The sequence below is a fragment of the Mycobacterium sp. NGS45 genome (assembly GCF_059812645.1).
This window is the reverse complement of the sequence record NZ_JCALDB010000009.1, coordinates 99932-112271: the sequence shown is the minus strand read 5'-3', so window position 1 is coordinate 112271 and position 12340 is coordinate 99932. Positions and strand designations below refer to the sequence as shown.

The 12340-nt window shown below is 69.2% G+C and carries 16 protein-coding genes; 10 read left to right on the top strand and 6 right to left on the bottom strand.

Translation table 11 applies throughout. The annotated features are described in order from the left end of the window. Positions 1–4: 4 nt before the first annotated feature. Entirely contained in the window at positions 5–526 is a 522-nt protein-coding gene (locus tag AC5Y3P_RS10485; RefSeq protein ID WP_500045827.1) for a hypothetical protein, read from the bottom strand. Between the two features lie 295 nt (positions 527–821). Between AC5Y3P_RS10485 and infA the strand changes: the two genes are divergently transcribed. From infA to truA, 8 genes are all read left to right on the top strand, one after another. Beyond that, positions 822–1043 carry a translation initiation factor IF-1 gene (infA, locus tag AC5Y3P_RS10480; RefSeq protein ID WP_003418601.1) on the top strand — a complete coding sequence of 74 codons (222 nt, stop codon included), beginning with the start codon at positions 822–824 and terminating at the stop codon, positions 1041–1043. Between the two features lie 54 nt (positions 1044–1097). Continuing rightward, positions 1098–1211, top strand: a complete 114-nt coding sequence (gene rpmJ / locus AC5Y3P_RS10475) for a 50S ribosomal protein L36 (RefSeq protein ID WP_003879483.1) — start codon at positions 1098–1100, stop codon at positions 1209–1211. 170 nt (positions 1212–1381) lie between these two features. Beyond that, entirely contained in the window at positions 1382–1756 is a 375-nt protein-coding gene (gene rpsM / locus AC5Y3P_RS10470) for a 30S ribosomal protein S13 (RefSeq protein ID WP_500045826.1), read from the top strand. Between the two features lie 6 nt (positions 1757–1762). Continuing rightward, entirely contained in the window at positions 1763–2173 is a 411-nt protein-coding gene (gene rpsK / locus AC5Y3P_RS10465; protein WP_500045825.1) for a 30S ribosomal protein S11, read from the top strand. Positions 2174–2207: 34 nt separating this feature from the next. Next, a complete protein-coding gene (gene rpsD, locus AC5Y3P_RS10460) occupies positions 2208–2813 on the top strand; it encodes a 30S ribosomal protein S4 (RefSeq protein WP_500045824.1) in 606 nt (201 codons plus the stop codon). An 84-nt stretch (positions 2814–2897) separates the two neighbouring features. Continuing rightward, positions 2898–3950: a DNA-directed RNA polymerase subunit alpha gene (locus AC5Y3P_RS10455; protein ID WP_500045823.1), complete on the top strand. Its 1053-nt coding sequence runs from the start codon at positions 2898–2900 to the stop codon at positions 3948–3950. 58 nt (positions 3951–4008) lie between these two features. Beyond that, entirely contained in the window at positions 4009–4572 is a 564-nt protein-coding gene (gene rplQ / locus AC5Y3P_RS10450) for a 50S ribosomal protein L17 (protein WP_500045822.1), read from the top strand. Next, positions 4499–5488: a tRNA pseudouridine(38-40) synthase TruA gene (gene truA / locus AC5Y3P_RS10445; RefSeq protein ID WP_500045821.1), complete on the top strand. Its 990-nt coding sequence runs from the start codon at positions 4499–4501 to the stop codon at positions 5486–5488. The genes rplQ and truA overlap by 74 nt, the downstream gene beginning before the upstream one ends. On the opposite strand, the gene AC5Y3P_RS10440 is transcribed toward truA, so the two are convergent. The 4 genes from AC5Y3P_RS10440 to AC5Y3P_RS10425 form a co-directional block, all read right to left on the bottom strand. Further along, on the bottom strand, positions 5489–6190 hold the full coding sequence (locus AC5Y3P_RS10440) for a cutinase family protein (RefSeq protein ID WP_500045820.1): 702 nt from the start codon (positions 6188–6190) through the stop codon (positions 5489–5491). Between the two features lie 50 nt (positions 6191–6240). Next, on the bottom strand, positions 6241–6861 hold the full coding sequence (locus AC5Y3P_RS10435; protein WP_500045916.1) for a cutinase family protein: 621 nt from the start codon (positions 6859–6861) through the stop codon (positions 6241–6243). 138 nt (positions 6862–6999) lie between these two features. Beyond that, positions 7000–7647, bottom strand: a complete 648-nt coding sequence (locus AC5Y3P_RS10430; protein ID WP_500045819.1) for a cutinase family protein — start codon at positions 7645–7647, stop codon at positions 7000–7002. 10 nt (positions 7648–7657) lie between these two features. Beyond that, positions 7658–8614, bottom strand: coding sequence for an EamA family transporter (locus AC5Y3P_RS10425; RefSeq protein WP_500045818.1), 957 nt, complete (start codon positions 8612–8614; stop codon positions 7658–7660). A gap of 78 nt (positions 8615–8692) precedes the next feature. Here AC5Y3P_RS10425 and AC5Y3P_RS10420 point away from each other — a divergent pair, with 78 nt between their 5' ends. Continuing rightward, the gene (locus tag AC5Y3P_RS10420; RefSeq protein WP_500045817.1) at positions 8693–9259 is read left to right on the top strand and encodes a CGNR zinc finger domain-containing protein; all 567 of its coding nucleotides are present in this window, start codon (positions 8693–8695) and stop codon (positions 9257–9259) included. Further along, positions 9249–11654 (top strand): hypothetical protein, encoded by a 2406-nt coding sequence (locus AC5Y3P_RS10415; RefSeq protein ID WP_500045816.1) that lies wholly within the window; start codon positions 9249–9251, stop codon positions 11652–11654. The genes AC5Y3P_RS10420 and AC5Y3P_RS10415 overlap by 11 nt, the downstream gene beginning before the upstream one ends. Here the strand turns inward: AC5Y3P_RS10415 and AC5Y3P_RS10410 are convergent. Next, the gene (locus tag AC5Y3P_RS10410) at positions 11639–12295 is read right to left on the bottom strand and encodes a hypothetical protein (protein WP_500045815.1); all 657 of its coding nucleotides are present in this window, start codon (positions 12293–12295) and stop codon (positions 11639–11641) included. The genes AC5Y3P_RS10415 and AC5Y3P_RS10410 overlap by 16 nt on opposite strands. Positions 12296–12340 lie beyond the last annotated feature (45 nt).

The following is a 12340-nucleotide window of genomic DNA, read 5'->3' as shown; positions in this document are numbered from 1 at the left end:
GGTTTCAGTGCCTTTCTTCGGTGGCGCCGGGAACAGCGACGACGTGCACGTACTCGTCGTCGACATCGGCGATGTAGATCGGGGTCGATTTGGTCAACGTGGTGGTTTCGGCGGTGACCGCCTTGGCCCGGACCCGGTTGCCCTCGCCGTCGACGAAGGCGACTTCGCCCCAGCCGTCGGCCGGGACCTCGAGGGTCACGCTGCCCAGCAAGCCGATGTAGGAGGTGCGGCCGCGCTGCGAGTTGGCCTGCTGCCGGCGCAGGTAGGGCAGCAGCACACCCTGGAAGGCCAGCAACATCAACGCGCCGGAGATCGCCGCGACCACGCCGGCGCCGACGGCGGCCAGCCCCGACCAGGTGGCGATCAGGCCGCCGGTGCCGGCGCCCAGCAGCCCGGCCGACAGCGCGGTCAAACTCAGGAACGGCAGCCCGTCGTGGTCACCGCCGAGCTCGAGGTCGCTCAGCAGCACGGTGGCCGCGATCGCGATGGCGCCGACGACGAAGGCGGCGATGTAGACGGCCGTCACGGCACCTCCTGCGAGTGTGAAATGCTCTCCGCAACGATCTTCGCATCCCGGTGGGGGCCGGGCTGACCACAATTTTGGTGGTGGACAGCCGAGCGGGTATCGTAGACCAATGGTGCGGTCAACGCGCCGACTCTTGCGTGCTTTCTGACGTCACTGGAACTTTCCAGCGAGGATCTCACGTTCTTGGTAGTCGGAGCGCAGGCTGCGCCGAGTACGGGCGCAAGCAGCACACATATGAGTTACGAAACCGACTGACAAGACACGAAACCAACACCAAGAGGATCGCCAACAAGACATGGCCAAGAAAGACGGTGCCATCGAGGTCGAGGGCCGCGTGGTCGAGCCCCTGCCCAATGCGATGTTCCGCATTGAGCTGGAGAACGGACACAAGGTGCTCGCGCACATCAGCGGCAAGATGCGGCAGCACTACATCCGCATCCTCCCGGAGGACCGCGTCGTGGTGGAGCTTTCACCGTACGACCTGTCCCGCGGCCGCATCGTGTACCGCTACAAGTAGACCGCCCGAAGCGCACAGCACTTCCAACCAGAGAACGAGAAGGATCGAACAGCCGTGAAGGTGAACCCGAGCGTCAAGCCGATCTGCGACAAGTGCAGGGTGATCCGCCGGCATGGGCGGGTCATGGTGATCTGCTCGGATCCCCGGCACAAGCAGCGCCAGGGCTGAGGATCTAGCCAAGATCCGCAGTCAGCTGACTACGCACAATTGAATGCAGAACTCCTAGTACCACTGAGCGGATTGGCCGCTCAGCACGTCCGGTTCGGAGGCCGGTCCCCGTACACAGCGGGAACGGACTGGGAGCGACACCTCCGCAAAGAAGAAGGAAACACACCACTGTGGCACGTCTAGTGGGCGTCGACCTCCCGCGCGACAAGCGTATGGAGATCGCCCTGACTTACATCTACGGCATCGGCCGTACCCGCTCCAACGAAATCCTCGCCGCGACCGGCATCGACAAGGAACTGCGGACCAAGGACCTGACCGACGATCAGGTGACCATCCTGCGTGACTACATCGAAGGCAACCTCAAGGTTGAGGGTGACCTGCGCCGCGAGGTGCAGGCCGACATCCGCCGCAAGATCGAGATCGGCTGCTACCAGGGCCTGCGGCACCGCCGTGGCCTGCCGGTGCGCGGTCAGCGGACCAAGACCAATGCGCGTACCCGCAAGGGCCCCAAGCGCACCATCGCCGGCAAGAAGAAGGCCAGGTAACACCTGATGGCAACTGCAAAGAAGGGCACCGGCCGCGGCGGCAAGACCACCCGTCGTCGGGAGAAGAAGAACGTTCCGCACGGCGCCGCTCACATCAAGAGCACGTTCAACAACACCATCGTGTCGATCACCGATCCGCAGGGCAACGTCATTGCCTGGGCGTCGTCAGGACACGTCGGCTTCAAGGGCTCGCGTAAGTCGACCCCGTTCGCCGCGCAGCTGGCCGCCGAGAACGCGGCCCGCAAGGCTCAGGAGCACGGCGTCAAGAAGGTCGACGTCTTCGTCAAGGGCCCCGGCTCCGGTCGTGAGACCGCGATCCGCTCGCTGCAGGCCGCCGGCCTCGAGGTGGGCGCCATTTCCGACGTCACCCCGCAGCCGCACAACGGCTGCCGGCCGCCGAAGCGGCGTCGGGTCTAGGCGCGGTTGAGACAGGCATAGGGAGAAACAACTCATGGCTCGTTACACCGGACCCGTCACCCGCAAGTCGCGTCGTCTTGGCGTCGACCTGGTCGGTGGTGACCAATCCTTCGAGAAGCGCCCCTACCCGCCCGGTCAGCACGGCCGCGCGCGGATCAAGGAGAGCGAATACCGTTTGCAGCTGCAGGAGAAGCAGAAGGCTCGCTTCACCTACGGCGTGATGGAGAAGCAGTTCCGTCGCTACTACCAGGAAGCCGTGCGTCGTGGCGGCAAGACCGGTGAGGAGCTGCTGCGCATCCTGGAGAGCCGGCTGGACAACGTGGTGTACCGGGCCGGCCTGGCCCGCACCCGCCGGATGGCGCGTCAGCTGGTCAGCCACGGCCACTTCACCGTCAACGGTGTCAAGGTCGACGTGCCCAGCTACCGGGTGTCGCAGTACGACATCATCGACATCCGGGAGAAGTCGCTGAACACCGATCCGTTCATCATCGCGCGGGAGACCGCCGGTGAGCGCCCGATCCCGTCCTGGCTGCAGGTCGTCGGCGAGCGTCAGCGCATCCTGGTGCACCAGCTGCCCGAGCGCGCGCAGATCGACGTGCCGCTGTCCGAACAGCTGATCGTCGAGCTCTACTCGAAGTAAACCCTCGGGGGCCTCAATTTCCGAGGCCCGCCGAGTACCCCCGACGGCATCAAATAGCGGGTGCCGAGAAGGAGAAGGAAAAACATGCTGATTTCTCAGCGTCCCACCCTGTCCGAAGAGGTCATCGCCGAGGACCGGTCGCAGTTCGTCATCGAACCGCTGGAGCCGGGTTTCGGCTACACCCTGGGCAATTCGCTGCGGCGCACGCTGCTGTCGTCCATCCCGGGCGCAGCGGTCACCAGCATCCGCATCGACGGTGTGCTGCACGAGTTCACCACGGTGCCGGGCGTCAAGGAAGACGTCACCGACATCATCTTGAACCTCAAGAGCCTGGTGGTGTCCTCCGAGGAGGACGAGCCGGTCACCATGTACCTGCGCAAGCAGGGGCCCGGTGACGTCACCGCGGGCGACATCGTGCCGCCGGCCGGCGTCACGGTGCACAACCCGGACATGCACATCGCCACCCTGAACGACAAGGGCAAGCTGGAGGTCGAGCTCGTCGTCGAGCGCGGCCGCGGCTACGTCCCGGCCGTGCAGAACAAGGCTTCCGGTGCTGAGATCGGCCGGATCCCGGTCGATTCCATCTACTCGCCGGTGCTCAAGGTGACCTACAAGGTGGAGGCCACCCGCGTCGAGCAGCGCACCGACTTCGACAAGCTGATCCTGGACGTCGAGACCAAGAACTCCATCAGCCCGCGTGATGCGCTGGCGTCGGCCGGTAAGACCCTGGTCGAATTGTTCGGTCTGGCACGGGAACTCAACGTCGAGGCCGAGGGCATCGAGATCGGACCGTCGCCGGCCGAGGCCGACCACATCGCCAGCTTCGCGCTGCCGATCGACGACCTGGACCTGACTGTCCGCTCGTACAACTGCCTCAAGCGTGAGGGTGTGCACACCGTGGGCGAGCTGGTGGCCCGCACGGAGTCCGACCTGCTGGACATCCGTAACTTCGGCCAGAAGTCCATCGACGAGGTGAAGATCAAGCTGCATCAGCTGGGTCTGTCGCTCAAGGACTCTCCGGCCACTTTCGATCCGTCCGAGGTTGCCGGCTACGACGTCGCCACCGGCACCTGGAACAGCGACGCCGGCTACGACCTGGACGAAAACCAGGACTACGCCGAGACCGAGCAGCTTTAACGAAACCGTCCCGGCCCTACCTGGTACGGGGGCCGGCCCCATTTAGGAGATAGTCGCAATGCCCAAGCCCACCAAGGGTCCTCGCCTCGGCGGTGGCTCCGCTCACCAGAAGGCGCTGCTGGCCAACCTGGCCACCTCGCTGTTCGAGCACGGCCGGATCAAGACCACCGAAACCAAGGCACGGGCGCTGCGGCCGTACGCGGAGAAGCTGATCACCCACGCCAAGAAGGGCACGCTGCACAACCGGCGTGAGGTGCTCAAGAAGATCCGCGACAAGGATGTGGTGCACACCTTGTTCGCCGAGATCGGGCCGTTCTACGCCGACCGCAACGGTGGCTACACCCGGATCATCAAGGTCGAGAACCGCAAGGGCGACAACGCCCCGATGGCGGTCATCGAGCTGGTCCGGGAGAAGACCGTGACCTCGGAAGCCGAGCGCGCTCGTCGCGCGGACGCCGCGCAGAAGGTGGCGGCTGCCGCCGCGCCGCAGGCCGCTGTCGAGCCTGAGGCCACCGAGGGCCCCGCGGCCGACGAGGCCACCGAGGCTGTTGCCGAGGAGGCCACCGAGGCCCCGACCGAGGCCCCGACCGAGGCTCCGGCCGAGGACGACGCTGCCAAGTAGCACCGACGTGACGACCGTGCCCGCCATCGACACCGGTGGCGGGCACGTTCGTTTGCGCCTCGACATCGCTTACGACGGAACCGATTTCGCCGGCTGGGCCACCCAGGCCGGTCAGCGCACGGTGGCCGGGGTGATCGACGCGGCGCTGACCACGGTGTTCCGCGTGCCGGTCGTGACCCGCACCGCCGGCCGCACCGACACCGGTGTGCACGCCACCGGTCAGGTCGCGCACGTCGACATCCCGGTCGACGCGCTGTCGCACGCCTATCCGCGCAGCACCCGACCCGGCGAGGCCGAGTTCACCCCGCTGGTGCGCCGACTGGCCCGGATGCTGCCGCTCGACGTCCGGGTGCGTGACATCGTGCGCGCCCCGGCCGGTTTCGACGCCAGGTTCTCGGCACTGCGGCGGCACTACACCTACCGGTTGGGCTTGGCGCCCTACGGTGTCGAACCGGCCGAAGCCCGCTTCGTGACGCCGTGGCCGCGTCCGCTCGATCTCGATGCGATGACGGCAGCTTCCCGAGAGTTGGTGGGACTGCACGATTTCGCCGCGTTCTGCCGACACCGGCCCGGCGGCACCACGATCCGCGAGCTGCAACGGCTGGACTGGGAGCGTCACGGTGCGCGCGGACAGTACCTGACCGCCCATATCACCGCGGACGCCTTCTGCTGGAACATGGTGCGCTCGCTGGTCGGGGCCATGTTGGCGGTGGGGCAGGGGCGGCGTGGAATCGATTGGGCCGCAGCCCTGCTCGGCGAAACCAGTAGGTCGAGTGATTTCGCGGCCGCGCCGGCGCGCGGACTGACCCTGGTGCAGGTGGACTATCCGCCCGACGACCAACTGTCGGCGCGCACCACGGTGACCCGCGATCTGCGCAGCAGTTCAGAGCTCACCGGCAGCGCCGACGGACAGTAGCTAGCCGTTCAGCCTGCCGGCCACGAAATCGGCTGCCTGGTTGACCAGTCCGGCGTCCACGTAGGCGCTGGCCAAGTGATCCGGCCAGTTGTTGCGCCAGGTTTTCGGGTCGGCCGGGTTGCAGATCGGGTCGGCGCCGTGGCACAGCTCGATGGTGCGGTCGGCGTAGACCGGGCTGAACGTGCTGATCGGGCCGACCCAGGCGACGCCGTTGCCGAACAATGCGACCGCCGCGATGTGTTGGTCGGTGCCGGGCGGTAGCGGGTTCTTGAAGCCCATCGCGGCGATCGGGACCGCCAGCACCACATCGGCGACCGCGGCGCCCAGCGAGTACCCGCCGATCACCAACCGGGTCTGCGGGCAGGTGTTGACCATGTGCTGGATGCGCCGACTCATGTCGTTGGCGCCGATGTCGACTTCGGTGTTGGCCGGATAGCGCACGGCGTACAGGTTGATGTTCTGATTCACCCGCGAGCGCAACGCGCTGACGAACGCGTTGCCGATCGTGCCGGCCCCGGACGGTTCGACCCGGCCGCGCGCGAAGATGACCTCGACCTGTGGACACGGGTCGGCCTGGGCCACCGCGAGCGAACCGGGCGACAGCGCCGCGAAACCCAACGGCGCCACCGCAACCACCGCTGCGAACACCACGCCGACGCAACCGAATCGCCGAAGAAGTCGGCCAGCAGTAAGTTTGACCACCTAAGCGATGGTAGCGCAGAGTCCGGTCGGCGGCCGGTGAGCGAACTCGGTCAGACCAGGCCGGCGATGAATCCGGCGGCCTGGCTGGGGAACGGGCCGGACTCGTAGTTGGTGTGCGCGAACGGGTTCCGGCCGTCCGAGCAGATCGGGTCACCGTCGGAGCACAGGTCGATCGACCGTCCGCCCAGTTTGCCGGAGGTCACCGGGATGCCGAACTTGGTCGACGGGTTGCCGAACACCGCGACCGCGGCGACCTTGCTGGCCAGGTCGGAGGCCAGCGGCGCCGACGAGCCGACCGAGCCGACCCTGTTGCCCAGCGGCGGCACGCCCATCAGCATGTCGACCACCGCGGCGCCCTGCGAGTAGCCGCCCAGCACCACCCGGGTGTCCGGGCACTGTGACGCCAGGTACGAGATCCGGTTGCTGGCGTCGTTGGCCCCGTCGGCTGCGGTCAGGAAGTCGTAGGAGGCCGGGTAGCTGACCCCGTAGGTGCTCAGCGTGCGGCCACCGAGCTGGCCCTGCAGCGAGTCGGCCAGCGCCTGCCCGACCCGGCCGATCCCGGCCGGTTCACTGGTGCCGCGGGCGAAGATCAGCTCGACGTCCGCGCACGGTTCGGCGGCGGCGGACGGGGTGGTGGGCGCGGTCGGCAGGGCGGCCGGGGCGATCAACATTGCGGCGGCCGCGACGACGGCGGCTGGGATGCGCGCCCAGCGAGGCGCGGCAAGAGAGTCGCTCATGGTGCCCAATCCTCACATATCGCCGGGCCGGGAAGAAATTTCGAGGCCCCGCTCACGTCGGGCCGGCCGACCTCAGACCAGGCCGGCCACGAAGCCCGCGGCCTGCTGGGTGGCGCCGGAGGATTCGTAGTTCTTGTGGGCAGCCATGCTTTCGCCGTCCGAGCAGATCGGGTCGCCCGGGTTGCACAGGTCGATGGATCGGCCCGCCCACACCGGGCTGACGGTGATCGGCAGGCCCAGCTTGGTCGACGGATTGCCGAACAGCGCGATCGCGGCCACGTGGTTGGGCGCATTCGGCGGCAGCGGGGCGTTGAAGCCGACGGCCGGCACCGGCACCGCGGCGATCACGTCGATCACGGCAGCGCCCTGCGAGTAACCACCCAACACCAGCCGGGTGTTGGGGCAGGTGTCGATCATGTACTGCACGCGACCGCTGGCGTCGTTGGCACCGCCGGCGGCGGCCAGGAAGTCGAACGAGGCCGGATAGTTGACGGCATAGGTGCTCACCGACCGGCCGCCGACCTGATTGCGCAGCGCACCGGCGAAGGACTCGCCGACCCGGCCGATCCCGGCCGGCTCGTCGGTGCCACGGGCGAAGATCACCTCGATGTCCGGGCAGCCGTCGGCGTGTGCGGTGGTCGGAGCCAGGACGGGTGCGGCCAGGGCGGCGGTGCTGGCGGCGATCAGGGCGGCAACGCGAGCAGACGTGACGGATTTCACAGTCGACACCTTAGCGATCGCTGGCCGCGGGGGTCGGTAGCGACCCGGCTTCCCGGGCCACCGCGGTGTCGCCGCGGCGCGCCAGGAGCAAACCGGCCAGCACCACGGCCGCGCCGACCGCTTGGGTCGGGCTCATCCGTTCGCCGACCAGCAGAGCGGCCCACAGCAGGGCGAACAGCACCTCGGACAGACCGATCAGCGACGCGAAACTGGGCCGCAGCATCGCCACCCCGACGATGCCCAACGAGTAGGCCAGCGCGGTGCTGATCAGGCCGAGGGCGACCACGGCCACGATCGGGGATGTGGTCAGGCCCGCGACGGTGATGTCGGCGCCAGTGAACCTCAACGGCATCATGCCGGTCAGACCGAGCAGTGCGACCGTCGCCGCACCGACCACCAGTCCGCCGGTGGCCAAGGTGATCGGGTGCAGCGCGTCGCCGTCGGGCGTCGGCCGCCGCCCGGTGTCGCTCATCAGGAAGTAGCACGCCGCGCACACCCCGGCGGCCAAGCCCCAGAGCACGCCGACCACGCTGACCTGCGCGCCGCTGAAGACGTCGAGCACCACCATGATGCCGCCGACGGCCAGCGCCATCCCGGTCAGGGTCAGCGTCGTGGGCCGCCGCCGGGTGGTCAGCCACAGCCAGCCGACCACCAGGATCGGCGCGGTGTACTCCAACAGCAGGGCGACACCCACCGACAGGTGCGCGACCGCGTTGTAGTAGCCCAGTTGGGCCCCCGCGATCGGGACCACGCCATAGACCACGACGGTGCCGGCGTGCCGGCGGGCCTCCCGCCACCAACCCGGGCGCAGTGCGCCGGCCACCGCGACCATGATCAGCGCTCCGGTGAGCAGTCGGACGGTGACCGCCGCCGTCGGGCTCCAACCGGCGTTCATCAGCGCCCGCGCGAACGGGCCCGACATCCCGAACGCCAGCGCGGAGGTCAGAGCGGCAAGCAACCCCAACACGCGCACACACCTCGGCTGTCATGAGTAAAATGATGTTTGGTCATGACGACGATAGAGCCGGAGGAAGTCACGGGTCAAATGAATTTCACTCATGACACCGAACTCACCTTGCGGGCCGCCTGTGTGCTGGTCAACAGCGACCGGATCGACGGTGAACAACTGGCCGACCAGCCGGCCCTGGATGGCTACCTGGCCGGGTTCGGTTGGACCGGCCGGCGGGACCACGACGACGCCGAACTGGCCGCGGTGCACCGGTTGCGCGCGCGGCTGGGCCGGCTGTGGGCCGCGGCCGACGACGAGGAACAGGCCGTCGGTCAGGTCAATGCGCTGCTCGCCGACACCCGCGCGGCTCCGTGGCTGACCCGGCACCCGGAGATGCCGCAGTGGCATCTGCACCTGGCGGCCGTGCACGACCCGTTGGCGCAGCGGATGGGTGCCGACATCGCGATGGCATTGGCCGATCTGATCCGGTCCGGTGAGTTGCGCCGGCTCAAGACGTGTGCCGCGCCGGATTGCCAGGCCGTGCTGATCGACCTGTCCCGCAATCGATCCCGCCGCTTCTGCGACACCGGCAACTGCGCCAACCGGCAACACGTGGCGGCCTACCGGCGGCGCCGAGCCAAGGCGGGGGCCGATGGCCGCTGAGCGGCTGCTCGAGCTGCGCATCCACGGCGTCAACAACACGCCGCCGGCCGCCATCCTGGACGCCGTGCAGCGCGAATGCGGCGACGCCGACGTCGGCTTCTACCGCCAGCGTCCGAACCCCGGCCTGGTGCGGGCGTTCTCCTGGGGCGGCGCGGCGCGCACCTCGCCGACCGGCAACTGGCTGAACTTCTCGAGCTGGCTGCGGGCGGTCAGCAACGCCGGGTGGTTGCTGATCATCCCGTTCGGCTTGACCAACGTGGCGTACTGGTCCCGACGCCTGGTCGGCCCGGGTCAGCGGTACCGGTCGGCGCGCGGCACCGCGGCGCTCACCCGGTTGTTCGGGCTGGGCCAGACCCTGCTGCTGGCAGCCACCTTCAGCACCGTCGGTCTGGCCTTGGCGCCGCAACGGATCGCGGCCGACGACCCCGGCAACCGCACCGCGGTGCTGTCGCTGGTGCCCTTCCTGGCCATCCTGGCCCTGGCGGTCACCGAGCAGATCCTCAACCGCAGTGAGCGGCCTTCGACCGCGCTGCCGGACCGGCCGGCCGAGGCGGCCGCCAGTCAGACCCCAGACCCGCGCGCGGTGGGCGACCGGTTCAAACTCGGCTGCCGCAACTTCTGGGCCATCACCGCCGGACCGCGGCAGGCAGCCCGGGTGCACACCGCGGCCGGTTGGGCGCTCACCCTGGTCTGGACCGGACAAACCTGGCGGCCGGAGCATCCGGCTGGCTACTGGCTCAGCGTCGGTGTGGCCGCCGGTTTGCTGACCGCCTGCGTGGCGCTGACCGCGGTGATGCCGCTGGTCTCGGAGGGGCCGGCGAAGCTGCAGCACTGGCGCCGCGGTGCGGTCACGGCGGTGTGGTGGGCCAGCCTGGCGGCGTTCGGCGCCCAGCTGGCTGCGCTGCTGGTGGTGCCGTTGCGGCCGACGACGCTCGGGTTGGCGGGGCTGTCCATGGTTCCGGGCGCCCTGGTGTTCGTGATGTTCGTGATCGCGGTGTCGGCGCTGGGCTGGCGCGCGCACCGGCGGGCGTCCTACCTGCTGACCGCGCTGCTGTTGGCGACCGGTGGCCTGGCCGTGCTGGCCGATCAGCTGGCACCGGCCGCGATCGGGGCGCGCGCCGGACTGGCCGCCACCGTGCTGGTGGCCCTCGCGCTGGCGGTCTGGTGCCTGCGGCTGCTGGCCTCGCCGCAGCCCGCCGAGGCCTGGCGGGGTGCGGCACCGGGCGTGCTGTTGCTGCTGGCGCTGACCGCGGCGATGCTGCTGTCCACGGTGTTCGTGCTGCTTTCGGCAGACTTGCTGGCCGACGGGCGGATCGGCAATCCGGGCGGCCAGATCGACGCGGTGCCCCCGATCTATCTGAGCTTTGCGGCGATCCTGCCGGTCTCGTTCCTGGTGCTCGCGGCGACTGCGGCCGTGGTGATCGGGCGAGTGCGCCGCTGCGCCCAGTTGGTTGAGCCGGACCTGGATGCCACCACCCAACCGCCCACCGGCGAACCGCAGGACCGGGCCCGCCGGACCGCGGCGCGCCGCCGGGCGGCACTGGCGCACCGCGCCGAACCGGCCGCCGGCGTGCTCGCGGCGGTGGCCGCCGCGACGCTGCTGGCCGGACTGGTGCTGGCCGCACTCGTCGACGACGCCGGCCGGGCCGAATCGGCGGTGCTGCGGCCCCTGACCACGGTCGGGGTGGGCGCCGCGATCCTGCTGGGTGTGACGCTGTTGGGGCTCGGCACGAACCAGGGCCGCCCGCTGGGCGTGGTCTGGGACCTGATCTGCTTCCTGCCGCGCGCTGCGCACCCGTTCGGGCCGCCGTGTTACGCCCAGCAGGTGGTGCCCACGCTGCTGGCGTACTGCCGAGCCTGGTTGGGTCCGGCGCGGCCGGCCCCGGCCACGGGTAACTGTCTGGTGCTGGCCGCGCACAGTCTCGGCGGTGTGCTGGCGGTGGCCGTGCTGCTGCAGTTGGATCAGGACTACCGGGGCCGGATCGGCCTGCTCAGCTACGGCAGTCAACTGCGCGCCTATTTCGGTCGGATCTTCCCGGAACTGCTGGGCCCCAACGTACTTGGCGTGCACGACGCCGGATCCGCCCGGTTGTTGCGCTGTCCCACCTTCGATGACCCGCCGTCCCGCCCGGCACCGGCCGAGGCGCCGGCCACAGTGGCCGAACTGCTCAGCTCCGCAGATCGGCTGCGGTGGGTCAACCTGTGGCGTCCCACCGACCACCTGGGTTTCCCGGTGTTCGACCGGCGGCCCGACAACGGCGTCGACGTGCCGGCCGACGAACTCATCACCGAAACCGCCGAAACCCGGCCGCGCGTCGACACCCACGGCGACTATCCGCGGGCGCCGCAGTACCAGCAGGCGATGGACCGGCTGCGGGCTCAGCTGAGCAACTGAGCGGGCAGCCACAACTCCGGGTAGCCCACCGCGAACACCGTCCCGTGGTAGCGGCCGCGCGGAAAGCCGGTGGTCGGCACGCTGATCCGGACCGCCCGATTCGACCGTGCTGGCAACGTCATTCGCGGTGGCGCCACGCTGATCTGGTCGGCCGGGATCCGGGACCCGTCGTGCGCGCACAGCTCACTGCAGGTCAACTGCACATCCGGCAGGTCCGTGCTGCCGTCGTTGTGTACCCACACCTCGCCGTGCGCCCAGCCGGCGGCACCGCCGGCGTCCGGATCGGCTCCGGACAGGATCACTCGTCCCGAGCAAACACGTTGTGGCAGAGCGAATATCGCGGTGTCACGGCGACTCGGCCAACCCGCCGTCGGCGAGCGCAGCAGGCGCCCGACGGTGGCCCACCACAGCTGAAGGAACGGATCGGCCGGGCCGGCGGGCCCGGCCGGATCAGGCTCGGCGCGGCCGGCGTCGTCGGCGCCGGACCGCGGGTCCCGGCGGTCGTTGCCGAGGGTGTCCAGCAGACGGTCCAGCAACTCGCTGGCGGCCCGAAAACCTTGTGCTTGTATCGCATTGAGCACTCGGGGGTCGGCGGCCCGATGCGTCTGGAACGGCCAGGGCACCGGCTCGGGTTCGGCCAATTTCGCTCCCCTCGTCGGCCCTGCGCAAGGTCGGTATCACGGTAT

Coding starts and splice junctions, on each gene's coding strand:
- infA (WP_003418601.1), top strand. CDS start 822: ATGGCCAAGAAAGACGGTGCCATCGAGGTCGAGGGCCGCGTGGTCGAG.
- rpsK (WP_500045825.1), top strand. CDS start 1,763: ATGGCAACTGCAAAGAAGGGCACCGGCCGCGGCGGCAAGACCACCCGT.
- rpsD (WP_500045824.1), top strand. CDS start 2,208: ATGGCTCGTTACACCGGACCCGTCACCCGCAAGTCGCGTCGTCTTGGC.
- AC5Y3P_RS10455 (WP_500045823.1), top strand. CDS start 2,898: ATGCTGATTTCTCAGCGTCCCACCCTGTCCGAAGAGGTCATCGCCGAG.
- rplQ (WP_500045822.1), top strand. CDS start 4,009: ATGCCCAAGCCCACCAAGGGTCCTCGCCTCGGCGGTGGCTCCGCTCAC.
- AC5Y3P_RS10435 (WP_500045916.1), bottom strand. CDS start 6,861: ATGTTGATCGCCCCGGCCGCCCTGCCGACCGCGCCCACCACCCCGTCC.
- AC5Y3P_RS10420 (WP_500045817.1), top strand. CDS start 8,693: ATGAATTTCACTCATGACACCGAACTCACCTTGCGGGCCGCCTGTGTG.
- AC5Y3P_RS10415 (WP_500045816.1), top strand. CDS start 9,249: ATGGCCGCTGAGCGGCTGCTCGAGCTGCGCATCCACGGCGTCAACAAC.